Source organism: Burkholderia sp. MSMB1826 (assembly GCF_001526325.1).
Taxonomy (GTDB): Bacteria; Pseudomonadota; Gammaproteobacteria; order Burkholderiales; family Burkholderiaceae; genus Burkholderia.
The window spans coordinates 113,595-138,711 of record NZ_LOYN01000030.1 but is presented as its reverse complement, the minus strand read 5'-3'; the positions used below and the strand labels follow the sequence as shown (position 1 = coordinate 138,711).

Genomic DNA, 25,117 nt, shown 5'->3' with positions numbered 1-25,117 from the left:
TGATATGCGAAAACCCGATCTAATCAAGAGCGTTGATCGCTGGACTTGGCTCTTACAAAACGATAAATTATTAGAGGGGCCGGTGGTCATAAATTGGCGAAGCCTTGACATTCATTGTGATGCAAGTGCTTACCAGAGGCAAACAATTCGGACCAATGCAAAGGAATATCTGGAGGCGGTAATCGGCTGGAGAGAGGAGCGTCTAGGTGGCATTAGCGGGCGCTCTATAAGAAATCGATTCTCGAAGCTGCGTGGCCTCGTTAAATGGATGTCCAAGCGAAGGTTGTGGCGGTTTAGCGATCTGACTCCCGATCTGGTGAATGAATTCATGCGAAGCACGGTCGGACGGCAAGTAGGAATTCCGACAAAAAAGACCGTGCAGTCATGGTGCGCGTTGTTTACGGATATGTGGCTGGTTCGCGATCGCTGTCGAACCGGATTGCGTTTCGATCCGATGATGCACGATTCCTTCGGAAAGTGGCGTAATGTAGGGGCTCCGTTGTCGAAATGGGCGCCCCTGCGGGAACAATTTTCGGTGCCACTTATTAAAGATGCTATAGAGTGGACGGATCATATTGGTCCTACGCTCGTCCCAATTCTCGAAAAAATTTGGGATATGCATCACAAAACTGAATTTAAGTCGAAAGCAGATCTTAAAAAAATCTCGGATCGCTATCTCGCATCGATAGCAGAGACTGCCGATTTTCATGAATTGGCAAACGCGACAAGGATGCGGGATCGGCCGACGTTTGAGGTGGTTCGCGAGACACTGCGTTTAACGCTAGGAGCAATCGTCGTACAGGTGCTGTTTTTATGTGGACTTCGAGTGAGCGAGCTTGTCACTCTGAAGTGTGGGTGTTTGACGGAGCATACGCATTCCGATGGATATAGGTATATGTATATCGAAGGAACTGTTGCTAAATCAAATGGTAGACGCCACAAATGGATAGCGCCGGCGCCAGTCTGCAAATCTTTGCAACTGGCGGAGAAGATATTTTCATTTCTGGGAGAGCAAAGAAACGCGCTTCTTTTATCACCTGGTGGAAATGGATCTCTGCCGCGTAGAGCGCAATCGTTCCGTCGTATGAGCGAAGCCCACGCAGGGATTCTCCTGCGTAACTTTGCGAGATCCTCATGGCGTGAGTATCCATTTCCTGCCGGCGCAAGATTGCATCCACATCAAGGCAGAAAAACATTTGCGCGCTTTGCAGTTACTCGAGACAAACGAGCTTTAGAGGCGCTGGCGCAGCACTATGGGCATATCCACAGCGGAATCACCGATAAATCATATGTTGGGGTGGACATCGAGCTTGATGAGCTTCTTGATCGAGCTAATCAAGAGGATCTTGCATCACAGCTGATGGACCTTATTTCCGCTGCCGTAGTAGGAGGTAAAGCGGGAGCGTCGCTTATGTCTTTAAAAACGACGTACTATAAGAATAAATCATTTCGCGGGAAGCGCTCACTGAATTCACTGATCGAAAGGATGATAGCGGATGGCATAAAATTAGCGCCGTGCCATTGGGGCTATTGCGTATATGTCGAACAGCTTTCTGCGTGCCATGGAAATGAATTGGGACCCAATGAGATTGAGCGCTCGCCGGACGTTTGTGCGCGATGCAGCAATTTCGCGGTGACTGAAGTGCATCGACCATGGTGGGAGGCACGCTTTCGTGCGGATGAGGCATTCCTCCAAAAACAGTCGCTTCCGGAGCAGACGAGATCCTTCGTAGAGCAAAGGCTTGCTAGATCTGCCACGTTACTTCGTCAGATCAACACGAGTGTTTTGGATGTTGGAAATGACGGGGGTAAGCATGAATAACGACGAAATGCGTTTGTCGCCGATCACTCGTGCGGAGGCTGCTCTGGAGCATCTTGTCGCAGACGGATACGGCTCGATATCACTTTCACTGATTTGCAAATTGGCAAAAGTTAGTCGCGCGAGTATCTATGAAAATCATCCAGACTTTGTTGATCGTGTAAAATCCCTGCGCCAGCCTCGAAAATCGAGGCCGCAAAAACTTGATCCAGATTTGCAAAAGGTTATGGCAGAAAACGAGTCTCTTAAGCAACAAAACAAGGATCTTTTGTATCTTTGTGTTGAACTCAAATCGAGATTGATGAACCTGGAAGCTATCGGAAAATGATCGCGTGTCTGGAGGCATGATTTAACGCTGTATTCATTGAGGGGGTTCACCCTTGCTTACCAAGGTATTCTGGCCCCCCGTGTTGTGAATTATTTCACTAAGCAGACGATGTGCGCCTGGAATGCACAATAAATGACGACGAGCGCGATTGCGAGCAGTGTCGCCAAGAGGCTGAGTGGTATTTTGTCTCTAATTAGGGAGAAATTTTTCTGTTCGTCAATCCAATCAATTTGGTGCTCCCAGAAAAATTTGTAATGAGCATACCAGTTGCTGAAGGCTATTTGTTTGCTAATGCACAATTCATAGTATGTGCTTTCGATATCGGCGAGTTGCTTCTCATAGTTCGATAGATCCGGATCGGTCGTGGATTGAACGGTTCGATAAAGATTGCGCAGCCGGTTAAAAAGTTTCGTCAATTCAACGCCCGCGGTTTCGTAAGACGCCTTTTTTGCATCGTAAAATGTTATATAGAGTGCAATTATTCCGATGATGACAAAAGTCGCAGACAGAAATTTTGTCGATAGGCTGTCAAAAACGAGTGCGTAGATGCCGAAGGCAGTCGAAATGAATCCGATCCAACCTGGCGTTTTATCCACGAGATCAAATGTCGCAAAGTGCTTTTTTGCACCAAATCCCACGTTGTAACCTGTTGTTGCGATATTCTTTAAGAGCGCATCTTTTTGCATATATAACTCTTAGTAGGTTATGGGGACGTGAATCCGATCTTTCGCAATAACAACGCCATTTTTAACTGCATAGCATTCGACGATGTGGTCACCCGAAAAATCTGTCGACTCGCTAATGGAGTGTGTGCCGTCGTCCCGAGTAATCTGACCGCGAATGCAATCTCTTCTGATCGCTTCCGGCCCTCGATTTAATACTTTCCAGTAAATATCAAATTGACCTGGGATGTTGTGATCGGAAACAAAAAAGCGAAGCCGTTTTTGGACTCTGAGCGGAAGTCTCCGTCGGATCATTTCAGTGAGACGTGCTTCTCGGAAGCCATTCTGAGAGACGTCGCAGTCAATTTTGAGGGCGTGACGGATATCGATTGGCCGTTGTAGCTCAATATATTGTTCGGTGTTGCGTGCTGAGCCAAAAATTGCGGCCGCCTCGAGTGCGGCGACGGCCGCGCTCTTCTGCAGAGCAACGCGGGATGGGAAAGGCGAACCGAACACTTTTTTCCATTTTTCACATTGCTTTGGCAAATTTGTCTCTTCGATCGCTTTCAAGGAGAGGTCGTAAGAAATTTTGGCGCGTTTCTGAAATTTGTCTTTTACTTTGACCCGCTGTCCACTGCCGAGTGCGGCAAAATATTCCTGATCTGGAAGGTCGGATAGATAAAGAAAAAAGTCGCGACACATTTCATCGTAGTAAAGATAACTTTTTGTGTCGTAATCTTTTGTGCCCTTGAGGAAATTGTGGGCAAGTGTGTCAATTAATAGGCCGCCCATGCCCACGCCATGTTTATTTTTCCATGCGCGTGCCATTTTGCAAAGGCGTCTAAGGTTTTGATTTTTATTGTCGTCGAACTCCCGAATTGCCTTTATTTCATCACGGGGCTTTGTAATCTTCCAGCTGCCACCATCGTATGTGTCGGGATACTTGAAGCTGCCATCTTTTTGTTCAAATACAGGCTGAACTTCAACGTGGAAGTCTTTATACAGAACACGAACAACGAGGCGATCCACAAATACATCAGTTCGAGGATAGCGCGCCTTGATGGCATCTTTCGTGCGTGTTAGAAGGCGTGACTGACCATTGGTGTTGTTATATTCGTCCCATAATCCGGCGGGAACGATGTATAGCATGTCTAGATCGGAAATTCCGTGAATTGCCGTCCATCTTCCGTAAGATCCGACCTGAAGATTGTTGCTTGTTTTGGAGTCGATCTCTCGAAATTCACTATTTAGCGCACCAGTGATCTCTCCGTACCGCATCGAGATTTGATCGTCATTGTCGACGGCAAGATTTGCAACGAATTCCTTAAAAATATCTGCGGTGCTCAAAATCAACCCCTTGGTCTGGATGCCGCTAACGGCTTGTTATGGGTGCGCTGTTGATCTTGGCTATTTGTCAGCTGCGCTTATAGTATTCTGCCACCAAAATGACCTTTCGATTCGCGTACCGAACTGGTGTCGAGGCGGCGCTGTCCTCACCGAGGTGAGCGATGTGCCGCATGCCCGCTCGCGACACCAGTGATTTGAGCGGAAGAGGCGATTCTGTACCGGCGATACGTGGGGGCAGCCTTCCAGGCGACCTGATGGTCATCCAACCTTCGTTGAGTGGACGGACATCTGCCCTGGGACGAAACTGGGAAAGCTCCTCATTAAGGAAACGGGAAACGGGAGCTATAGTTCAGACGGCTTATGAACCGGGATTCCACGATGAACGTCCAGTCAGGGCTCCTCAGAGCCAAGCTTGCGCTTCGCATACGTACTGCTGCGCCGGCGGATTGGGGGGAGTTCTCACGTCTTTGGATGGCATTCAACGCAATTTATGGCGGAGAGCCTGACCAAAGGGAGCGTTCACGAGTGATGGCGGTGATTCGCAAACATATGAATGCGCGACAAGCTTTGGCGGTGTTGCGTCAGATCACTCGATCAGTGGACAGATTACTCGAAGTGCCGCCTGGGAATATGCTGCTTGAGCACGAGGATCCGAATTTTCGCGCCACTGCTCAGCGGTACGCTGCGATATACCGCAACAAGAAAGAACGGTCTGTCAGTCGATTGGCCGCAGTCGCGGCAATACTTTACCAGGTGCGTTGCAATCTCATCCATGGTTCAAAGGATCCTTACGTTGAACGAGACCGACTGCTGGTCACCGAGAGCCTCGCGATATTGAACATACTTGTTCCGGCGTTGGAGCAGGCATGTTTGGCTGCAGCCTAGTTTGACGGTCTAGCAGCTGGTAGTGTTGGGCGCTCTCGTACTGCGTAGATGCGAAACGGAAGGCAGCCTTGATCCAACGAGGCCAGCTTTCAGGAACGGTGGCGAAACTCGGAACTGTAGCGGTGGCCTCCGTGGTGGGAGCAAGTTCTACCCTGATCCACGGCGCATACCGGAACATCGGTGAAGCCATGTGGGTCTTGTTCGGACATGCAGTCCACCAGCAGTGTGATGCGCTAAGACTGCTGAGTCGAATATCGGGCGTGTCGCAATCTGATGGTGGCGAGTGAGGAGTTCATGAGCGAAAAGCAGATCATCATTATCGACTGTCCGCGGTGTGAGGTTCGCGTGAAGTCTGAGGCGGCGGCTTGGGTCGGAGATGCGGACGACTGCGCATATGTCCTCGTCGAGTGTCCTTCTTGTCAACAAGCGCTGTTCGGAACGACGTCTATCTTCAGAGATCAGCTCGGAAATTGGGCATGGGATACGGCTGAGCGGTTGTGGCCGGCGCCCTCAATGGCTGTCCTAGGCCCATCGGTACCCGAGGCGGCACGACGTGATGTGAGCGCCGCTCAAAAATGCTTCGGACACGGAATCTATCCTGCTGCCGCTGTCATGTGTGGCCGTGCGCTTGAGCGACTCATCCACGCAAAAACTGGCAAGTCTCAGATGCTTGCCAGGGGGCTAGCCGAATTGAAGTCACAGGGCGTCATTGACCAGCGTCTTCATGAATGGGCAGACGCTCTGCGTGTCGAGCGGAATATCGGAGCGCACGCATCTGATGTCGAAACTACGAAAGAAGACGCACAAGATATCATCGACTTTACGGTGGCGATCTTCGACTATGTGTACACGCTGGCGGAAAAGTACGAAAAGTATCGACGTCGCAAGGCGCCGGCCGACAGACTGCCGGACCTTTCTTAACGTGAACGAGGTTCCGCTAGCGCTTTAAGGGCCCTCGACGCGGGAGCGGCCGGATGAGTTGCGTGTTTCGTCTTGGGAATGGTGATACGATGTATTCCAATCTCCAGTGACGTTGATCAAGCGTTTGGCACGCAACGTAGGGTTTGGTGTGGCCTCCAATGCGTCGCACTGGTTCAGATTCATGAAAGAAAACAGGGAGCGGAGCATATTGGTCTGGACGTCGTTCCGCAGCATGCTTCCGCCCCGCCTCTTCAAAAGTCGGCGTAAGCCGTGGGCTTTGGTCTTCTACTACCTTCTGACCGATAGTCGTATCGGATTGCGATTTCACCGTCGCGTTGCGCGCGCCGATGCACAATTTGGGTTTGCCGAATCGGCTACGAGGTGTACATGACCGACCCTAGAAAGGCTGGCGGTTTGGGCTCACCATCGAGGAACTCACTTCCACCAGGGGTTCCGCCTGCCGTCGTAGAAATGCTTGCGGCGCAGGTTCAAAGGATGGTTGAAGAGTCAGGGAGTCCGGATGGCTTTGACGCAGCGTCGTGGCTCAACGACTGGCTTCACTCACCATTTCCGGCACTCGGTGGAGATTGCCCGGTCGACCACCTTCACACTCCCGAGGGTGTCGATCTAATTTCGAGAATGCTGGCGAGCGCCCAAACGGGGGCTTACTGGTGAGCCCTTTAGGCAGCTGTGCTGCACCGCCACCGCGCCTCGGGTGCTCGTCGAGTGTCGAGCACTTTCAGCATGGCAGTCGCCGAGCCTGAGCCAGTACGCCAGCGCGGAGTTAAAAAACACCTGGATAGGATCGGCACCGCCAGCAGCGCGATCACCAGCGGCTGATTCAAGATCGTTTCGCCCTGGAACGCGAACAGCAGCATGAGTGTGGCCAGCAGCGCGGCGATTGACCACGGGCCAATTTTCGCCATCGCGGCATCGAGTGTCGCTTGTCTCTTCGCAAGCAGCACCTTGCGCCAGACCTGCGCGAGAACCACCGGGATGACGATATAAAGCATGACCGACGTGAGCAGCGTCGCCCACGGCACCGTGATCGCAGACTGGAGCCCCAAGCCGACGAGGCGGCTCATACGGCTCTCGAAGTATGTCCAAAACAGAAGTACGACAGATGCTCGGGGAGACGTTCCGCGGGTAAGCCAGTTCCGCTCCACTGATACCAGGGGAAGGCGGCGCCACTCTCGCCCCAAAAGAGCCAAAAACTAGTAGTCCTCGCGGCGGCGCAACAAGCGGATCGGCAGACAAGGGGCTGCGCTCGAAGGCCATTCATGAGCTTGCGCCGCGCATGCAGAAAATCGGACGGACCATGTCGGGCTGGCCGCGGGGATTCGAGGAATTGGTCAATGCGAAACGGCAATATTGACCTCGGCCGGGGTCGATCCTAACTTCGGCCCGAAGCGTTGAGGACATCTCCTTGCGTTTGTTCACGGAGTTGCCGGAGCCACCGTTTGCATTCCTTCATCGCGCATTGGTCGACGCAATAGGTGGCCAAGTGGTGCGGGCCGTGTGACAGGTGTTCTCAATGAACCGTGGCGATCCGATTCGCATCGGATCGCTGCCATGCTGCCGTTCGCGACCGAATCGGACGCGAAGATCAGCCGTTATCTTGGACACGCTAACCCCTCAACACTGGGCCGCTTCCGAGAGGGGCATTCGTTCCTCGACAGCGGGTCCCTGGCTCGCTGGGGCGCTTCGAGATCTAGGCAATCGCTCTGCCTAATCTCCACCGGGTAATAACCGGTGAGGCGAGCCCTTACTTCCAACCACAAACTCGAGGACGCAGGAACTGGACGCGCTGTGCGTGCTAGCGCGCAGCGAAGCCGTGCGCCCCGCGATGGGTTGAGATTGGGACATTTTATAGGGCCCACTGGTCTGTCCAGCCGAAACTGCAACGCAATGTTCTTCGGATGAGGAGGGTTCAAGGTGGCGGGTCTGTATTGGGCAGATGGGGGACGGCCGGCCTACTTGCCGAGGCGCCTTTGCATATCAGCCGTGATCACGGCGATTGATCCGAAGAACTTCGTCCAGCGTGCCCCTTATTGCATTTCGCCGTCGTCAGAAGTTGAGCGAAGTCGAGTTGGCTCGGCGTCTCCGCTTGGCTCGCCAGTACGTCGGAACGCTAGGGAGTCGCAATAATTAAGTCTCAAAGATATGGCAATTATGCCTGCCGGATGCAAAAAAGACACACGATGAATAACGCTTATACAAGAATTTCATCTACCGAGTCTATGGTCGGTCCGTTACTATGGGGTCGCCGCACTGCCCAATCGGTTTGGGTGTTGTGCAAAAAAATGATTAATGGATACTTTTGTACTCGAATTTTGGTCAATCGGGTCAGCGCTAAGGTTAGGCGGAATTCGCCGCCACTTGGATGGTGTCGGGAACATCTCATTAATTGGTGTCAGTTAGGAAGTATATTTCGCGAATTGTGATGTTCGGAGTTTTATTGTTTCGTGTGGTTCGGTAATTAAAAAATTGACGTGGCTTTATTGATAAATATTTTCAATGGCCTGCGCCGTGATGGGTTACACGACTTGGTTGAAAAGAAATGTCTGTAAGGACTGTAATAGGCCGACAGCGTAGCTTGTTGGTTTTGTGCATGCTGCATAAACGCAATGCAAATCGAGTCATTACATTCCAAAGATTGTGTTGTGTAGCGAACTGGCCAGAGTATGAGGTTCCAGCCGGGTCGTCCGACATTGTCTGGCTATATCCGGTGGTTGGTGCTAGCGACGTGCCGATTTTGACGTGCATGCGCCAAGACGTCGGTGAGCCCTCTCTGGTTGCGGTTACGGGAACGGAGTGGCAGACCGACCAGCCATTCACGCCTGATGGCATCTATGGCGGAGGATGCGTCAGATGATGACGCAGTGTGCGGCGGTGCAACCTGTGGCCCCGCAATGCATGACGGCAGCGCGCAGTTGTGATTCGGGCCCCCAAGGCAGCGAGATCGGCATCAGGAGCGATCTTGGACGAGGGGCTGGTTTGCCAGGCTGTCACGGTGGCCAAGTTGCGTGAGTCGCGACGGCGACGAGGGGTTTCACGGTGTTGCTGGTGCGCGCCACGAGAACGTGTCATCCCTATTGGCCCGGCAGTCGGACATCGGCATTGCGATGTTCAACGGGATGTTAGGTGCCGTACGACTGGAGTCTGTTCGCTGTTAGGTACGTATCACGAAAAAATGGGTAAGGGAGATGTTGCTGTCGTCTCCAGCACCAACGCCATTGATCATCCCAATTCACACCGTGATTGGGAATGTATAGCGCAACCAGCCACTGGAGGACGATATGCGAATTGGTGTACCGAAGGAGATCAAGAGCCACGAATATCGTGTCGGGATGACGCCGGTCGCCGTGCGTGAAGCGACGACCCGAGGACATCAGGTCATTGTCGAAACGCAGGCGGGTCATGGGATCGGCGCCACCGACGATGATTATCTTGCCGCAGGGGCGCGGATCGGCTCCAGCGGGGAAGAAATCTTCGGCAGCGCCGACTTGATCGTCAAGGTAAAGGAGCCGCAGGAGAGTGAACGGGCTAGGTTCGCGCCTCATCACATGGTGTTTTGTTACTTGCATCTGGCTGCAGATCGGGAACTGTCGATGAGCTTGGCTGCCAGCGGCGCAACGTGCCTTGCGTATGAGACGGTGACCTCGGACGATGGGGGGCTACCGTTGCTTGCCGGTGGCTCGGAAGTGGCCGGACGCATGTCCATCCAGGTTGGCGCACGCGCGCTGGAGCGGGCGAACGGCGGCCGGGGTTTACTCCTGGGCGGCGTGCCTGGTGTCGAACCTGCCACGGTAGTGGTGCTGGGAGGAGGGGTGGTTGGTGCGAATGCGACCGCCATGGCAATCGGTATTGGCGCGAGAGTGGTCGTTATCGATCGATCACTTGACGTGTTGCGACGGCTCACGGTGCAGTTCGGTAGCCGAATCGAGACGGTCTATTCGACTCAGGACGCGATCATCCGTCACTTGCGCGATGCGGACTTGGTGATCGGCGGCGTGCTTACGCCGGGAGCCGCGTCACCGAAGCTGGTGACGCGGGCGATGCTGAGTCAGATGAAACGGGGCGCGGTGCTGGTCGACGTGTCGATCGATCAGGGTGGCTGCTTCGAGACGTCCAGACCGACCACGCATGCAGAGCCAACTTATGTCGAGGATGGCATCGTGCATTACTGCGTGCCGAACATGCCCGGCGCGGTTCCACTGACCTCGACGTATGCATTGAGCAATGCCACCTTGCCTTTTGTTCTTCAGTTGGCTGATCTCGGTTTGAACGAGGCGCTACGGTCAAATCCCCATTTGATGAATGGTTTGAACATCACTCGCGGCAAGATCACCAACAGAGAGGTCGCGAAGTCGATCGGCCAACCATTTGTCGCGCCGGAGACCGCGCTGATTTGAGTGCTAAGCTGGACCCTGGGTTGACGGCGTATATTTATGCGTGCTCGACTGTCCAAGACAGTCGTCAACCATCCAGTCGGGTGATGTGAGGCGCGTTCCATTCCGCGCGCTGCAAATCGACATTACTCAGTTTCGCGAAGCAACGCTTCAGGGTGTCACTTCTCACCGAGAACACGCGATGCGCATTCCTTATGTCAGCAAGAACCTAGTAGCGTTGGCGGCAATCTGCTTGGCTGCACTGATGTTCGGTCTGGAGATATCAAGTGTGCCCGTCATCCTGCCCGCTCTTGAAACCGTATTGCACGGGGATTTCAAGGACATGCAATGGATAATGAACGCTTATACCATTGCCTGTACAACGGTTCTGATGGCGGTTGGGACCCTCGCCGATCGCTACGGGCGACGACGCGTCTTTGTCGTCAGCCTGCTGATCTTTGGCGTTACCTCGCTAGCGTGTGGATTGGCAACGAGCCCGTCCATCCTGATTGCAAGTCGGTTCTTGCAAGGCATGGGCGGGGGCGCGATGTTCATCTGCCTCGTGGCGATCCTATCGCATCAGTTTCAGGAGGGGCGAGAGCGCAGCCGAGCGTTCGCCGCGTGGGGGATCGTTTTCGGCATCGGCTTGGGTTTTGGGCCGATCATCGGCGCAGCGATTATCGCACTATCCAATTGGCAGTGGGTGTTCCTGATCCATGTTCCGCTGACGATTGTGACGCTGTGCCTGGTGTTCGGCGGCATGACGGAATCGCGGGATCCCGAAGCTAAACGCCTCGACGTACCAGGAATCATTGCACTTTCGTTGTCGGTGTTTGGATTGACCTATTACATCACGCAAGGATCCGACCTCGGCTTTTCGAGTCCGCCCTCGATCGCGATTCTTGCCGCAACGGCCGCAGGGTTCGCAATTTTCGTGCTGGTCGAGAAACTGTCTTCGCGGCCAATGTTTGACTTCTCGGTGTTCAAGATTCCCAACTTCTCGGGGGCGATCATGGGCTCCATGGGTATGAATTTTAGCTTCTGGCCATTCATGATCTACCTGCCCCTCTATTTTCAGGGCGCGCTGGGCTACAAAGCAGTTCCCGCCGGCCTTTCGCTGCTTGCCTATACGCTGCCTACCGTTCTAGTCCCCCCGCTGGCCGAGCATCTGTCTAGCAGCTATCAGCCACGCATCGTCATACCGTTTGGATTGTTCACGATCGGCCTCGGCTTCATGCTGATGTGGCTGGGTTGCGATGTGGATCACGCGAGTTGGCTGACGATGTTGCCCGGTTTGGCGCTGTCTGGTATTGGTTTGGGATTGACTATCACGCCGGTCACCAACACGACCACGGGGGCCGTACCCAGCAACCGTTCCGGCATGGCGTCAGGGATCGACATGAGCGCCCGCCTGATTTCGCTGGCCATCAATATTGCGCTGATGGGATTTATCTTGTTGAGCGGAACGCTGTCGTACCTGACGAACGCATTTTCCAAAACCTTGGGGTCGGCTCAATTGCGGCTACTCGCGGAGAAAGTGGCAGCCGGAGATTTTTCGTCGTTCGAGACGCGCTTTCCCGAACTGGCTCACCTGGATACGGGCGGTATCGTTCGCGCGGCCCTCGTGCACGGTTTCAGTCTTGTGTTGCTGTATGGGGCGATCGGTGTCTGGATCTTGGCGACGCTCAGCTTCGTGATCTTCAACACCGGAAAACGAACGGTTCAGGTTGCCTCGTGAACAATCGATCGAGTCGGCGGGTATGGCCGGCTTCGCAAGTTCCGAGTCCCACCTTCTTGAATGTCCGGCGCCTGACACATCACTTTTGATCACCGCTGAATCAGCAGTTACGTGATTCGGCCAAGGACAACATTCGTCGCCTGCGAAGGACTTGCAAATGTTCAGTCACGTCACCGTTGGTGTTAGCGACATCAATCGCGCGTCGTTATTCTACGATGCCCTTCTAACTCCGCTTGGCCTGAAGCGTCGACTAGTGATGCCCGACGGCGGGCCGGTCGCCGTTTGCTGGGTTGCGCAAGGCCGCCCGTTGCCACGCTTTTACGCATACTTGCCGTTTGACGGGCGGCCCGCCGGGGCCGGCAATGGAAGCATGGTTGCGTTCCTCGCCCCGTCGCGCGACGCGGTCGCGGCATCATTCGCTGCAGGTCTCGACGCGGGCGGAACTAGTGAAGGGGAACCCGGGCCGCGCCCTCGATATGGCGAGGGGTACTTTGGTGCGTATCTCCGTGATCCGGACGGTAACAAGATTCACATTGTTCATCGTAGTGATGTGACGTAGTCCTATCTGACAAGGTCCGTCGAATTGAGGGCTTGGGCGAGCGATTGCCACAACTTTCCCGAGACCGACAACGGGCCGACGTCGACCAATCATTCCCCACCCTTTTCCCGTTGGATCTGGAGACGAGCTCCCAATCGATGTTTTTCCACCGCGTACTGTCAAGACGTAGCAATGGTAAAGGCTAAACCTATTGCGGTTGGAGAAATAGTCGCGATCGCCTGCTCGGGGCTAACCACCCACATCAGGAGCCTCGTTACTTGATCTGCACATTGGACAGGAAATATCACTGCCTCAAGGTGAGGGAGTGCGAGCACAATTTCTCGCGCTTTATTCGGTGCTTCATTCAGTGCGGCGACTATGCCGTACCAACTCTTAGTTTGGAATATAGATTCGAGAATCGGCAACAGGAACCGCGGATATCGGCCCTGCCGCAGATCGAGAACTGATGTATCTACGTGTTTCCACCGACCAATTGAGTTTTTGGTGTTGGTCGCAGGATTCGAAAAATACGCAGTGATCTCGAAATAGGCAAACTGATGTGTCGGGACTCGGGAAGGGCCAGGTCGGTACCCGAGATCCGCGTCCGCCTTGACGAAGTCAAGTGCGGCACTACCATAGTACGCACAAAAACCGGGCAACTTCTTTCCAAACACTGGGGATAAATCGAGTCCCGCCCAGAAAGCAGGTTGATGCAGCATCACATGAAGTGGCCATCGGTACGTGCCATACAGGCGAACCTTCGTCTTTTCTGAATATTTCATTCGATTGTTGATCCTATCTTGATGAAATTTTTGCGATAGAAAAAATTCCGCTTTGCTGGGGCGATGTTGGCGCTCACTTCATCTTTTTAAACCAAAGAATCATGTGGTCAAATAGTGGGTATCAATATCGAAAGATAGCGTATCAATATTGGTGGAATAGAGGATGGAAGCACAAGGATTCTGATGATCTCAAGATTGCGTTTTTTTGCTATTTCTCGCAAGCGTATCTTGGAGTGAATCAGGATGCCCTGATGTCCGAGCCGGAATTCGATGACCACTCGGACAGTTCGCAGGCGACAGCGCTTGCGGCGTGGGGAAATGTCAAATGATCGCCACCACTGCGATCTGGTGCATATTATGGTCCCGCCAGGCGTGACGGTAGTGCGCCGCCCATTCGACTTTGGGGGCGACGAGGCAGCGAGGTCCGCATCTGGAGCGCTTCAGAGCCCGTTGTAACAAAATATCGATAGGTGTGCGCCAATGACGACTGCTTCGCTTACATATAATACGTTGGCGCCATTTGACAAGGAACGGAACGAATCCTCGTCGAGTTGACGAGGTGAGTGCTATCTGAGAATCAATATTCAAATTATCAGTCATGCTTGGAAAATATCGGGAATCCAGGCGAAAATGAGGCTGGATACTAGGGACAGTGTTGTTGTGTGTGCTGATAGGCGGATGTACATGCAATGAATAACGCTTATTCAAGAATTTCATCTACCGAGTTTGTGGAGGGTCTATTAGTATTAGTTCATCACATGGCCGGATAGACCTGCGCATTTTTGAAATGACTGTTTGATGGACAACGTTTCTCTAGACAGCCGATCAGGTGATCAAGGGGAAGCGTAGTGCGGCTGCATCTGGATACCGCCGCCATTGCTCGGAAAGTGGTCGAAGAAATTCCATTGGCTGTTGTCAATGCGCGAATCAAATTTATGATTTGCGAACTTTTTAGTTTCCGGAATTTATCTGGGCGCGGTAATTAATTATTTATATCGCATTTGTGCGTGCGATTTATGGGTGGTGCCGGTGATGTAATTATGCATCTCGATCGAAAGGAAGATTAAGGAGTTGTCCCTTGAATCCGAATCGCATTCTGTCGAATGAGCCGGCGATGCGCGCCGATGCGCGCGTCGTATCTGAAGTAACTGAGCCCCCCAGGCGCTCCGATGAGGTATTGGAAAATGCGGTAGACATTTGCCGGGCGATTTTGAATTCGGATGTTGATCCATATACTGCTTCCATACGTGCGGAGCGCTATATCCGGAAACAGCAGGCTGTAGTGATTGCCGATAAGAAGCGCTGGCCCGATGAACTCACGCACATGCCGAACGACGAGTTTGAGCAAGGTCTTGATGATCTGGCGACGGCGTGCGCACCATCTGAATGGCGAGTCGTGGATGGAACGGACGAAACCGTGAGGTTTGTCTTGAGTCAATGCGTTCCCCGTGAACTGCTGCGTGGAGCTCTACTGCAAAATTTCTGCAACGCGTCGAACTCTCATGAGGTGGTGGCGAGCCTCGTACACCGGATCCATGCGCTGCAGGTCGGTGAAGGTAAGGTTCAATCGAATTCCGCGAATCGATATCGGTTGCTGTTGTCCCAATATGGCCTCGATTTGCCCGACGTGTCGTCCGAGCGATTCTTCGCGTATCCGGATGTTATCCCATCGTCGTGGCACCTCCCGGCATACCAATTGAGCCTGTCCTTGTTTCCGAAGCGTTTCGAAGCTGAAATTTTTGGTGCGGCACTCTTTGATGCGTCGGAAATAATCGCGAGTCCGTTGCAGGCGCTAGCCGGAGATCGGCACACCGAAATTGGCCGTAGCCTCTACATTAAGCAGAAACTGTCGATCGAGGAGGAGTTGACCCGAATCATCAGAGAGGTGATCTCCCGTTCGTTGAGGCAGACTGTGGATGCTTGCCGTCCAGGTGATCGTGATGCCGTCGCGGCCGCCTATCGCTGGCGAATTCTGCTTGGATTTCGGACTTCGGCAATGCTTTCGATCGCATGGCGGGAAGATCTACAGGCACTGCTGAACAGCGATTACCTGGGGCCGAGGCATGCCATGGTTCGCTTGATTCAGCGCAAGGGCGTACATGCCGTTGGCTATCATGAAAGGCTGAAGGTCGGTGAAATTCCTTTCGATACCCTAATCGTTGACGATCCGGTGGCCTTCGTCCGTGGTCTCGAGCGCTCGCGTTGGATTGCGCCGGGGCATCCAGACAAAAGTTTGTTGATCACGAAGCTGATCGAATTCGGCGGACCGATGTTCCGGGTGTTCTCCGATCCGGAGATCGATACCATCCGGCGATGGATTGCTGCGATTCCTGCTGACCTCGGCAAGGGCCACGACGACGCACACTCGGTCGACATCCCGCTCGCGTGCCCGGCCCGCGGCTCCTCTTTGCATGTGCAGGGCAATATCGATGGTGGTGTCGACGTGGTTCAGATTGCCGATAAGGCTCGCTTTTCTCCGCGGACCCTGTACACGAAGCTTCTCAACCATGAGCACGATCCAGTCATTTATCGGGAAGCAAGGCAGTTCGTGAAGCTCTGGCTGGCCCGAAGCGGGGCGGACTTGACGCGTGACGAGGGAGCCATTCCGTTCGACGTCTATTCGCACGCAAAACTCCGGAATTGGTTCGACGATAAGGCCGCTTCGCAGTTGAAAAGCTACGAGGAATCGGAGCGAGCAATTCAGAAGACCCGCGAAGAAGTGATAGATGAGGCGCTGCAGCTGTGTCCGATGATCTTCATCGACGGGGCCTGGTTGCAGAAATGGGGCAATGCCGGGCTGGTGGAAACGGATATCGGATCGCACCTGTTCAAGATTTATGCGGACGAGATCGGCAATGGAAACTTCGCTTGGAATCATCCCAACATCTATCGGATGCTGATCGGTCAGATGGGGGTTGAGCTACCCGATTTCAGAACCAGAGAGTTCGCGGAATGGCAGGGTTTCCGGACATCCGCCTTCGAGGTACCGGTTTTCTGGCTGAGCATTTCCCTGTTTCCGCGAGCCTACCTTCCGGAGACGCTCGGCTTGAATCTCGCGATGGAGTTGTCCGGGGTGGGAGGTTCATACAAGACCGCGCATGACGAGCTTCGACATTATGGATTCAGCACGTTGTTCGTCGATCTGCACAACACCATCGACAACGTTTCAACCGGACATTCGGCGTTGGCACTGGAAGCCATTGCGTTGTATATGGATCAGGTGGCGCGGGATGGTGACGCGCGATCGGTCGCTGAGAGATGGCGCCGAGTCTGGACCGGATATCGCGCGTTGACGCCACGCGGAAGAAAATGGACAGAACTGTTTAAACCCGCTGTGTATGCCTATTGATTGCATTTCCCTACCACAAAAAAGGTCCTGCTCATGACTTCATATATCGTGGGGTTGTCCGCCTACTATCACGACAGCGCGGTTGCGCTGCTGGCCGACGGAGAGATCATAGGCGCAGCCCAAGAGGAGCGCTTCACGCGGATTAAACAGGACAAAAATTATCCCGCCAATGCACTAGAGTTTTGCCTTAAGCGCGCGAACATCTCCATTGATGAGGTGGAGAAAGTCTTCTATTACGAGAATCCGAAAAAGAAGTTGCGACGAATCATGTCGACATACCTCAATTTTGGGGTTGCAGGATACGGCTCATTTGTGTCCGAACTTCCGGCGTGGATCTTCGAAAAGTCCAACGTCAAGCGCACTTTGTCCCGGGAACTGCAGTCGCAATTCGGCTCGAACATGATTCTGCCGTCAATCGAATATATTGATCACCATATGTCGCATGCGGGGGCTGCTTTTTTCCCGAGTCCGTTTCCGCGTGCAGCCGTGATGTGCATTGACGGTGTCGGGGAATGGGCAACGACGTCGGCATGGGTCGGCGAGGGAAATACGATCAGACCGGTGTGGGACATCGAATTTCCCCATTCTCTTGGCCTGCTTTACTCCGCTATCACGTATTTCTGCGGTTTCAAGGTGGACTCCGGTGAATACAAACTGATGGGATTGGCGCCCTATGGCGAGCCTCGTTACGCGCAGGTCATCCGCGACAATCTCATCGACGTCAAGCCCGACGGCAGCTTTTGGATGAACATGGAGTATTTCGACTATGCAGTCGGAAGCAGCATGATTAATCAGAAATTCGAAGCCCTGTTTGGAGGACCTCGACGTAAGCCCGAGGCGTTAATTACCAAGCGGGAGTTCGATCTTGCCGCCTCTATTCAACTTGTGCTCGAAGAAACCCTGATTCTCCTGGCGAAATCCGTGAGGATGCAGACGGGCCAGAAGGCGCTCTGTCTTGCAGGTGGCGTTGCCCTGAATTGCGTGGCGAACGGGAAGTTATTGAAGACTCGGATCTTTGACGACATTTGGGTTCAGCCGGCAGCCGGTGACAGTGGCGGTGCGTTGGGGGCGGCGCTAGTCGGGTGGCATATGGGGAAGCAGCAGCCGCGCAGGCTTACCGGTCGTGATGCGATGCAATCTGCGCTACTGGGATCGAGCTACAGCAATGCTGAAATTGAGGCGGCATTGACTGCCTCCGGCGCTGTATTCCGATATGCGGAAGAAGATGAATTGTATGGCGAGGTCGCGGATCTTCTGGCGAAGGGTAATGTGGTCGGGTGGTTTCAGGGACAGATGGAATTCGGTCCACGGTCGCTAGGCGCGCGTGCGATTCTGGGTGATGCGCGCAATGTCACGATGCAGAGTGTCCTGAATCTGAAGATCAAGAATCGTGAGTCCTTCCGTCCGTTCGCTCCCGCGGTGCTGGAGGAACACGCGTCGCAGTGGTTTCAGACGGATCGGCCGAGTCCCTACATGCTATTCGTGGTGGGCGTCGAGGAGAAGCGCCGAAGGACGCTCTCCGAGCAGGAGAAAAATCTGGATGGGATCGAACTGCTCAAGTGCATCCGGTCGAGCATTCCCGCGGTGACGCACGTTGACTACTCCGCGCGGGTCCAGACTGTCGGGGCGCGCGACAACACACCATTCCGGAAACTGCTGGACGCGTTCTATCAGAAGACCGGATGCCCGGTGCTGGTGAACACTTCCTTCAACGTGCGCGGCGAACCCATCGTGGAGAGTCCCGAGAACGCCTATCTCTGCTTCATGAGGACGCAGATGGACTACTTGGTGATTGGACAATACATCCTGTCCAAGGTTGATCAAGCAGAGCTTGTCGAGGAGAAAGACTGGCGCGAGGAATTTGCACTGGATTGACCGGGATGTTTCCAGATCCGATAAATTTCAATCTTTAGGATGGGGATTCCACATGGTAGCTCTCAAAAATGTGATCCAGATGTTGGTGTTTTCTTTGATTTTCATTCTAATGGTGATGCCGGTTGGATTATTTGTGAGGCTAATTCGGGATCGTCACATGATTAAAATTCCGGTGTCACGTGAGACGTATTTCAATTTCAGGCGCTGAGTGATCGTAGGAAAATTGCGCGCGACAAATGCCGAATATTCTACTGGTCGATTTAATACCGTGATGAGGTAATCTTGAAAAAAATGACACCGGAACAGGCGCTGGAGGAAGTGTATCGTCTTACGCCGCAAATGAAGATTTATGACGAATTCATTTCCGATGTTCGTTGGCTTCCTTACACCATGTTTTTTCATCCCGCGAACTACCGATCGGATGTTGTCAATACCGATTCATTGGGGTTCCGAGACAGTCCCTGGAATGGTCGAAGTGTCAGCGTCGGAGAACTGCCGTCGACGGGATCGATCAATTTACTGGTTGGTGGCTCGAATGTGGTCGGGACAGGTGCCACACACGACGCCTTCACCACGTCGGCGTGTCTATCTGAGATCACGCGCGAAGCATGGCTGAACTTCGGCAGCCGTGGCTATAACGCCCTTCAGGAAGCGCTACTGTTCCTGATGCACCGTCACCGATTCGATCGACTCAACCATGTCGTCATCTTGAGCGGCATGAACACACTCACCCTCGAGGGTTTGCCGGACAGCCTGTCGTCTGATCATGGCCGTTTCTACTACTCGTATGAGTACAACCAGTACATGAGCAGGTACTCGCATGACCTGCGGCGCCGCAGTGGCGGTGCGTCGACAGCGCCCAAGAAAGGCGTACTTGGCAGGTTGACGAATATGCTCGGGGAGTACGTGGAAGATGGCGATCCGACTGGAACCATCATCGACGATCGAGACAGCCCCCCGGAAGAGCGGCTGCAGCGAGCGTCCGGGGAAATCGTGAAGTCAGTCGCTTTGTGGAAAGAACTACTGGCGCCGTTTGGCGTGTCGCCAGTCTTTGTGCTCCAGCCGCTGACGTATTGGAGCAAGGATTACATGACGCCATTCGAAGAGGAGATTTTCAATGCAATCGACAGTTGCCCAAACAACTTCTGGCGGCTGTTCGGGAAGATTCTGGGCAAAGAAGTGCATAGTCCGTTCTCGGCGCTGATCGAGAAGGGGTGTCGTGAAATAGGTGTCGAATACTTTGACATGAACGATCTGCTGAAGGGTTCACCGTTGGCTAGGCACGATTTGTTTGTCGATCGCGTTCATTGCACGGATGAGGGCTATGCTGAGATTGCCCGTCTAATCAATGACGTAATAGTCTCGTGAAATTATCGATCCGGAGTGAGATCATGAATCAACGCATCAATACCGATCGCCGTGCGATGGCCAGTGCGAAGAGTCGGAAACAGAATATCTTAATTGCCTTGATTAAAAAGATTTTTTCAAAAAAGAAGAAGAATAACAACTCTATCTATCCGTTGCGGTAGGGCGGTGACTAGTCGGCTGTCCTGTCAGCGGAATCGATCTCGTTATTTTAGGGGTGGCGGCATGAAGAAATTCGCTATTTTGAGTGATGGGTATGCCAGTTCAAGACTGAGGTTGGCGGGTTCAGACGTTGAAATCATTTCAGTCGATGACATTGTGAGGCGTGACCTCTCGTTCGGCGAGGATGACGTGCTGTACGTGCCGTCTGAGGATGGCTTGAACCTGGTCGCAGAACGTAGCGCGAATGAGTCGACCAAGAAGGCAATTCGTCTGTTCAAAGATAAGTTCGAGTTTCGCGGAAAGGTAGCGAAGCTGTTTCCTGATTTCCACTACTTTGATTGTCTTACCGACGAGATCGGAGCATTGGATTTGAATTTTGACGATGGCAGGAAGTACGTGATCAAGCCGCGGCGAGGATACTATGCGACAGGGGTGAGGGAGATCGACCACCGTAGCGATTTGAAGGCCGTGCAGCTGGAAATTCAGGCCGAATTGGCGGAGCGGGGGCGATATTACCCGGACAGCATGCTATCCGGCAGCTCGGTGATTGTCGAAGAGTTCATCGGAGAAGACATCAGGAACTCACTGTCGCTCGAATCCTGTGAGCTGGCTGCCGATCTCTTCTATGACCGCGAGGGTGTACCTCAAATTGTAGGCTTGTACCATCATCCGCATCCGACATGCAGTGCCTATTTTCACACATTGTACTACTCGAACGCGGAGATCGTACGGCGGTACGCGGGTAAGGTCATAGAGTTTTTCACCGCGCTCCAGGCACTGGGAATGGATCTTCGCTCTTTTCCGATGCACGCGGAATTCAAGGTGCACCGGAATACTCTGATCCCGATTGAGGTCAATCCGTATCGGTTCGGTGGCTATGGCTTAGCTGACCTCATGCATTATGTTGCGGGAATCAATCCCTATCGTGCCTTCTTTGAAAACGAACACCTCGTCGCGGACGAGGTGTGGGCGAATCAGCGTGACAGCTATGCTTGCGTGGTGGGTTATAACGGGCAAGATCTGGTGACGGCGAACCATGTGCCCGACCACGAAGCGTTCAAGGCATTCCTCGCGCCCGGCCTGTTGCACTATGAGCCGCTGGATCACACCAATTGCCCACTCTTCGGAATCTCGTACCTCAAGCGGCATCAGGCGGAAACGCTCAGGCCGATACTCGAGGTGGATTACAGACAGTTCTTTTCGCCAGCATCCGTGACAGTCAATTTGTAGGACGAGTGGTGGTCCGGTGTAGCGCTGGACGATGGGGTTGACGGATTCTTGAGGCGGCACATTCGAGCCGATCCGCCGCGACGGCCGGCAACCGGCAGTGACGGTATTGCATCTTTTTTCGACTATGAATCATCACGCACGTCGAGGACACCACTGATGACACACGTCTTTTACCGTTCACCTAAAACATGGATGCCGATGGCCGCTTCTGGTCAGGGAATCCACGTTACCGACGCATCTGGCCGCCGCTACCTCGACTCCTGTAGCGGCGTGGCGGTCACCAACCTGGGTTACAACCACACGCGTGTGATCGAGGCGCTTCAGCGTCAGGCGGCCAAGCTAGCCTATGTGTACGGCGGCGTGTTTCGAAACGAAGCGGCGGAGGAGCTGGCGACATTTTTGGTTGAACGCTCCCCCGGGCTGGACAAGGCTTACTTTCTCTGCAGCGGTTCGGAAATCGTTGAAATAGCGCTTAAGACCGCCCTACAGTACTTCGTGGAGCGCAATCAGCCGAGCAAGCGTCTGATGATCTCGCGCCGGCAAAATTACCACGGGAGCACGCTGGGTGTATTGAGCATCTCGGGGAATATTCAACGACGCGACATTTTCGATTCCGTCCTCTCCCGTGGGCATTTCGTGTCGTCGTGCTATGCGTACCGCAATCAATTTCCCGGCGAAAAGGAAGAGGATTACGCGCAACGCCTGGCGGACGAACTGGAGGAGAAGATTCTCGAGTTGGGCGAGGGCAATGTCGCCGCGTTTGTTGCTGAAACCGTGGTTGGCTCCACTTCAGGAGCGGTGCCTCCAGTTAAGAGTTACTTTCAGCGAATCCGTAAGGTGTGCGACAAGTACAACGTCCTATTGATACTCGACGAGGTGATGTGTGGCATGGGGCGCACAGGCTCGCTGTTTGCGTGCAGCCAGGATGATGTCAGACCCGACATCCTGACGATCGGTAAAGGACTTGCTGCCGGCTATCAGCCCATCTCCGCGATGCTAATCCGACAACAGATTTACGATGCCATCGATGCGGGATCGGGGGTGTTGAGGAACGGACAAACCTTCGCGTTTCATGCGACCGCTTGCGCGACGGCCCTGGAAGTGCAGCGGGTGATTGAGGATGAGAACCTGTTGGATGCAGTCCGGGAGAGAGGCGTGCAATTGCGACAGGCGTTGCACGATCAGTTTTGCGATCATCCCAATATAGGCGATATCCGAGGACGCGGACTGTTTCTCGGAGTGGAGTTAGTGAAAGACCGCGTGACCAAGGAGCCGCTTCCATTGGATCCGAATCGTAGCCTCAAGCTCCGCGCGTCTGCTCTGGAATCTGGGCTACTGTGTTATCCGCTGAGCGGCACCATTGACGGAAAGCTTGGCGAGCATGTGCTGTTCGCGCCACCGTTCATTGTCTCAGAAGACGAGATCGAGAAGATCGTGTCGATCTTCGCACGAGTTATCGGCAACGAGTTGTCCTGATGCCAAGTCGGTGCGCGTCATGCACACGCGCACCGACGTCATTCTGAGAGTTGACTATCCTGTCAATCATTCTGCTGGTTGATGGCAAGTGGAATGAATTTTGGTTCGAATCAGGAAGTGAGCATTGAAATTTAATTTACTAAAATTAATTGGCAGTGCATATTATTTAAATATAAAAGTTTATGTTTTATATTTTTCGTGAATTTGCAAGGAATTTATTGACCCGGGGGTGCATTTTATTCGTCTGGTCGGAATCAATGATCAGGCAGATGGTCGGAGCCTTCGAATATTGAGCATGAAAATGAACCTTGATAGACGTAAGTTTGACGGCTGGGCGTTGGAGATAGTCGATTTCGACCGCTTGCCGAGCGATGCGGGCTACATCTTTCGCAATGCGGGTGTCTGGTACGTCTGCTATCCGACGAGCGGTCAGCCGACCGACAGACAGACATTGTTGAGGGTCATCGACTGGCTGAGACGTGCCGGTCCCGACGTGCGCCTTGGACTGGAGGCCGTGCCAGAGCATAGTGGCGTTTCCAATGACGAAGCCCTAGGCGGGTTGCGATTGGAAGAGGAAACCGACATCGCGATTTCCCAAGTTTGCCACTGAGATAAGGGGAACCATATTGCGCTCTGAAACTGAAAGCCTCGAAGTGTGCGCTTCTATCGACGAAGTATGGGTCATCTCAAACGTGCTCTATTTCGATACACGTGAACGTGCGCTGAAGCGCGCGGACATTGAGATTTGTGACAACGATATCGTCGGAATCACAGCGCCAAGAACGTCATCGGCCTCGGTCAATATCGACGGAGGTGAGTTGGTGTGTCTGCCTGGTTTTGTGAACGGCTGCGTATCGACGGGACTCAATCGAGAGGACGGGGATGACGATCGCGCTGCACGACTGGATGATGCGCTGTCCCTTGCGGTGTCGAGTGGAGTTACGACCGTGGGGATGTTCAGCCACTGCGTGGAGGAGGAGACTGCCGCTATCGCGAAAGTCGGAGTGCGAGCGAGCCTGTATCGCGAATATATGGATGTCTGGCTGGGGCCGGAGCACCGACCCGTCGAGATGGATGTCCTCGGATGTCTGTCTGACTTCGAAAAGACGGTACGGCGCTTCGAAAGCTCGGTATTGGCGATTCAGCCTGCAATCGGCTCGCAACTAGCTGCGTCTACTCAGTTGTTAACTGCGCTGCACGATGCGGCCAAGAAGCGGCATGGAAGTTGGGTGATCCGGGTGGATGGGGGGGCGCCGTGGGTCGAATCATTCCGGGATGCGTATGGATGCTCGGGGCTGGCGCTGTTGCGCAGCCTAGATGTGGTGGACGAGCATGCTCTCATCGTGGCGACGGTGCCGATGCCGTCGCTTGAATGGAGACATCTGAGGAAGTGCCCTGCCAGTGTGGTCTATCCCGCCCACGAATTTGGTGCGAAGGTGGGCGAGAGTAGAGATATCGCGCGAATCGATATCGCCGGCCGAGCACAGGCGTCGCTGTGTTGGGAGCGAACTCCCCTGCTCGGGTCTGACGACCTGCGAGCTTGCTGCAGTTCTGAGCTCGCCGGTGAGGTCATCGACTTGCTAACCTGGAAAGGCGCGAAGGCACTAAATTTTCCGGAGACGGGGAGCGTTGCCGTCGGAAAGCGATCGGATCTGCTTTTGTACGATCGACGGTTGCTCCCCGAAAGAATCCCGGAACCCGGTGAGTGTGCTGCGATACTCGACATGATTCTGCGCTATTTGCCCCAAGGCGTACTGATAGACGGTCGCTGGGTGGTGCGTGATCCCGACTTGGTCAGAGGTGGCGCTAGTCGGCCGTCCGTGACCCCGCTAAGGCTTGCTCGGAGCGAGGTGGCGGTGGCGTCGGAGTTTGCGGGGTGTAATAGCGGCGATCCGGCCTCAGTTTCACATGCAGCACGTCACGCAGGTCAGTTGTCTTGATGCGTGTGCCTCGCGGACATCGTTTCAACTGATATGACTTTCCGCGTCAACCGAAGCGACCGGTTTTCGGGGTTCCGTGGACGTTCGAATTTCCTGAGGGCGACGTAGCAGTAACGACGACGGTGGATCACACTGATATGCGCGGGTTGGGTACCGCATTACAGAGGTCCGTCTCATGAGCCTGCCGCTCTCTAATGGCGCAAATTGGACATACCTTGCCTTGCCTGTTGCCTAGTTGAACCGCGGGTTGCTCGAGTACCGGGCTACGCCGCCTTCAGGAAACTCTCCGTGATGATGCCCATCAATTTG

At 53.7% G+C, this 25,117-nt stretch carries 19 protein-coding genes and 1 pseudogene; 16 read left to right on the top strand and 4 right to left on the bottom strand.

The window, feature by feature from the left end:
• The first annotated feature begins 4 nt into the window (after positions 1-4).
• Positions 5-1,822 carry a hypothetical protein gene (locus tag WS95_RS34915; protein WP_156444511.1) on the top strand — a complete coding sequence of 606 codons (1,818 nt, stop codon included), beginning with the start codon at positions 5-7 and terminating at the stop codon, positions 1,820-1,822.
• Complete coding sequence (locus tag WS95_RS34910; protein ID WP_156444510.1) at positions 1,815-2,147, top strand: TetR/AcrR family transcriptional regulator; 333 nt, start codon at positions 1,815-1,817, stop codon at positions 2,145-2,147. The genes WS95_RS34915 and WS95_RS34910 overlap by 8 nt, the downstream gene beginning before the upstream one ends.
• A gap of 89 nt (positions 2,148-2,236) precedes the next feature.
• Here WS95_RS34910 and WS95_RS20035 read toward each other — a convergent pair whose 3' ends face one another.
• Both WS95_RS20035 and WS95_RS33690 read right to left on the bottom strand, forming a co-directional pair.
• Positions 2,237-2,833, bottom strand: a complete 597-nt coding sequence (locus WS95_RS20035; protein ID WP_059825237.1) for an SLATT domain-containing protein — start codon at positions 2,831-2,833, stop codon at positions 2,237-2,239.
• Positions 2,834-2,842: 9 nt separating this feature from the next.
• A complete protein-coding gene (locus WS95_RS33690) occupies positions 2,843-4,156 on the bottom strand; it encodes an SMODS domain-containing nucleotidyltransferase (RefSeq protein WP_082746958.1) in 1,314 nt (437 codons plus the stop codon).
• 471 nt (positions 4,157-4,627) lie between these two features.
• Between WS95_RS33690 and WS95_RS34905 the strand changes: the two genes are divergently transcribed.
• The 3 genes from WS95_RS34905 to WS95_RS36030 all read left to right on the top strand — a co-directional run bounded on the left by WS95_RS34905 (position 4,628) and on the right by WS95_RS36030 (position 6,637).
• Entirely contained in the window at positions 4,628-5,041 is a 414-nt protein-coding gene (locus WS95_RS34905; RefSeq protein ID WP_179950208.1) for a hypothetical protein, read from the top strand.
• Between the two features lie 294 nt (positions 5,042-5,335).
• Positions 5,336-5,962: a DUF4145 domain-containing protein gene (locus WS95_RS20025; RefSeq protein ID WP_059825290.1), complete on the top strand. Its 627-nt coding sequence runs from the start codon at positions 5,336-5,338 to the stop codon at positions 5,960-5,962.
• 387 nt (positions 5,963-6,349) lie between these two features.
• Entirely contained in the window at positions 6,350-6,637 is a 288-nt protein-coding gene (locus WS95_RS36030; protein ID WP_082746954.1) for an MbcA/ParS/Xre antitoxin family protein, read from the top strand.
• 69 nt (positions 6,638-6,706) lie between these two features.
• Here WS95_RS36030 and WS95_RS20020 read toward each other — a convergent pair.
• Positions 6,707-7,038: pseudogene (locus WS95_RS20020) on the bottom strand (arsenic resistance protein); the annotation flags it as partial.
• A gap of 2,223 nt (positions 7,039-9,261) precedes the next feature.
• Between WS95_RS20020 and ald the strand changes: the two are divergent.
• The 3 genes from ald (at position 9,262) to WS95_RS33675 (ending at position 12,650) form a co-directional block, all read left to right on the top strand.
• Positions 9,262-10,377: an alanine dehydrogenase gene (gene ald / locus WS95_RS20015; RefSeq protein ID WP_059825233.1), complete on the top strand. Its 1,116-nt coding sequence runs from the start codon at positions 9,262-9,264 to the stop codon at positions 10,375-10,377.
• Positions 10,378-10,555: 178 nt separating this feature from the next.
• Positions 10,556-12,091 carry an MFS transporter gene (locus WS95_RS20010; RefSeq protein WP_059825231.1) on the top strand — a complete coding sequence of 512 codons (1,536 nt, stop codon included), beginning with the start codon at positions 10,556-10,558 and terminating at the stop codon, positions 12,089-12,091.
• Positions 12,092-12,248: 157 nt separating this feature from the next.
• On the top strand, positions 12,249-12,650 hold the full coding sequence (locus tag WS95_RS33675) for a VOC family protein (RefSeq protein WP_082746953.1): 402 nt from the start codon (positions 12,249-12,251) through the stop codon (positions 12,648-12,650).
• Positions 12,651-12,808: 158 nt separating this feature from the next.
• Here the strand turns inward: WS95_RS33675 and WS95_RS34900 are convergent, their stop codons facing one another.
• Positions 12,809-13,411: a hypothetical protein gene (locus tag WS95_RS34900; protein WP_156444508.1), complete on the bottom strand. Its 603-nt coding sequence runs from the start codon at positions 13,409-13,411 to the stop codon at positions 12,809-12,811.
• A 1,078-nt stretch (positions 13,412-14,489) separates the two neighbouring features.
• Here WS95_RS34900 and WS95_RS20005 point away from each other — a divergent pair.
• The 8 genes from WS95_RS20005 to WS95_RS19975 all read left to right on the top strand — a co-directional run bounded on the left by WS95_RS20005 (position 14,490) and on the right by WS95_RS19975 (position 24,808).
• Positions 14,490-16,760, top strand: coding sequence for an iron-containing redox enzyme family protein (locus WS95_RS20005; protein WP_156444507.1), 2,271 nt, complete (start codon positions 14,490-14,492; stop codon positions 16,758-16,760).
• 33 nt (positions 16,761-16,793) lie between these two features.
• On the top strand, positions 16,794-18,635 hold the full coding sequence (locus WS95_RS20000; protein ID WP_059825226.1) for a carbamoyltransferase family protein: 1,842 nt from the start codon (positions 16,794-16,796) through the stop codon (positions 18,633-18,635).
• Between the two features lie 291 nt (positions 18,636-18,926).
• Positions 18,927-20,003 (top strand): SGNH/GDSL hydrolase family protein, encoded by a 1,077-nt coding sequence (locus tag WS95_RS19995; RefSeq protein ID WP_059825222.1) that lies wholly within the window; start codon positions 18,927-18,929, stop codon positions 20,001-20,003.
• Positions 20,004-20,026: 23 nt separating this feature from the next.
• The gene (locus WS95_RS34895; RefSeq protein WP_156444506.1) at positions 20,027-20,164 is read left to right on the top strand and encodes a hypothetical protein; all 138 of its coding nucleotides are present in this window, start codon (positions 20,027-20,029) and stop codon (positions 20,162-20,164) included.
• Between the two features lie 61 nt (positions 20,165-20,225).
• On the top strand, positions 20,226-21,392 hold the full coding sequence (locus tag WS95_RS19990; protein ID WP_059825219.1) for an ATP-grasp domain-containing protein: 1,167 nt from the start codon (positions 20,226-20,228) through the stop codon (positions 21,390-21,392).
• 156 nt (positions 21,393-21,548) lie between these two features.
• A complete protein-coding gene (locus tag WS95_RS19985) occupies positions 21,549-22,868 on the top strand; it encodes an aspartate aminotransferase family protein (protein ID WP_059825217.1) in 1,320 nt (439 codons plus the stop codon).
• A 295-nt stretch (positions 22,869-23,163) separates the two neighbouring features.
• Positions 23,164-23,478 carry a hypothetical protein gene (locus WS95_RS19980; RefSeq protein ID WP_059825214.1) on the top strand — a complete coding sequence of 105 codons (315 nt, stop codon included), beginning with the start codon at positions 23,164-23,166 and terminating at the stop codon, positions 23,476-23,478.
• 16 nt (positions 23,479-23,494) lie between these two features.
• Positions 23,495-24,808 carry an amidohydrolase family protein gene (locus WS95_RS19975; RefSeq protein WP_156444505.1) on the top strand — a complete coding sequence of 438 codons (1,314 nt, stop codon included), beginning with the start codon at positions 23,495-23,497 and terminating at the stop codon, positions 24,806-24,808.
• Positions 24,809-25,117 lie beyond the last annotated feature (309 nt).

Coding starts and splice junctions, on each gene's coding strand:
- WS95_RS19995 (WP_059825222.1), top strand. CDS start 18,927: ATGACACCGGAACAGGCGCTGGAGGAAGTGTATCGTCTTACGCCGCAA.
- WS95_RS34895 (WP_156444506.1), top strand. CDS start 20,027: ATGAATCAACGCATCAATACCGATCGCCGTGCGATGGCCAGTGCGAAG.
- WS95_RS20035 (WP_059825237.1), bottom strand. CDS start 2,833: ATGCAAAAAGATGCGCTCTTAAAGAATATCGCAACAACAGGTTACAAC.
- WS95_RS34915 (WP_156444511.1), top strand. CDS start 5: ATGCGAAAACCCGATCTAATCAAGAGCGTTGATCGCTGGACTTGGCTC.
- WS95_RS19980 (WP_059825214.1), top strand. CDS start 23,164: ATGAAAATGAACCTTGATAGACGTAAGTTTGACGGCTGGGCGTTGGAG.
- WS95_RS19985 (WP_059825217.1), top strand. CDS start 21,549: ATGACACACGTCTTTTACCGTTCACCTAAAACATGGATGCCGATGGCC.
- WS95_RS36030 (WP_082746954.1), top strand. CDS start 6,350: ATGACCGACCCTAGAAAGGCTGGCGGTTTGGGCTCACCATCGAGGAAC.
- ald (WP_059825233.1), top strand. CDS start 9,262: ATGCGAATTGGTGTACCGAAGGAGATCAAGAGCCACGAATATCGTGTC.
- WS95_RS20010 (WP_059825231.1), top strand. CDS start 10,556: ATGCGCATTCCTTATGTCAGCAAGAACCTAGTAGCGTTGGCGGCAATC.
- WS95_RS34900 (WP_156444508.1), bottom strand. CDS start 13,411: ATGAAATATTCAGAAAAGACGAAGGTTCGCCTGTATGGCACGTACCGA.
- WS95_RS20025 (WP_059825290.1), top strand. CDS start 5,336: ATGAGCGAAAAGCAGATCATCATTATCGACTGTCCGCGGTGTGAGGTT.
- WS95_RS34905 (WP_179950208.1), top strand. CDS start 4,628: ATGGCATTCAACGCAATTTATGGCGGAGAGCCTGACCAAAGGGAGCGT.
- WS95_RS20000 (WP_059825226.1), top strand. CDS start 16,794: ATGACTTCATATATCGTGGGGTTGTCCGCCTACTATCACGACAGCGCG.
- WS95_RS34910 (WP_156444510.1), top strand. CDS start 1,815: ATGAATAACGACGAAATGCGTTTGTCGCCGATCACTCGTGCGGAGGCT.
- WS95_RS33675 (WP_082746953.1), top strand. CDS start 12,249: ATGTTCAGTCACGTCACCGTTGGTGTTAGCGACATCAATCGCGCGTCG.
- WS95_RS19990 (WP_059825219.1), top strand. CDS start 20,226: ATGAAGAAATTCGCTATTTTGAGTGATGGGTATGCCAGTTCAAGACTG.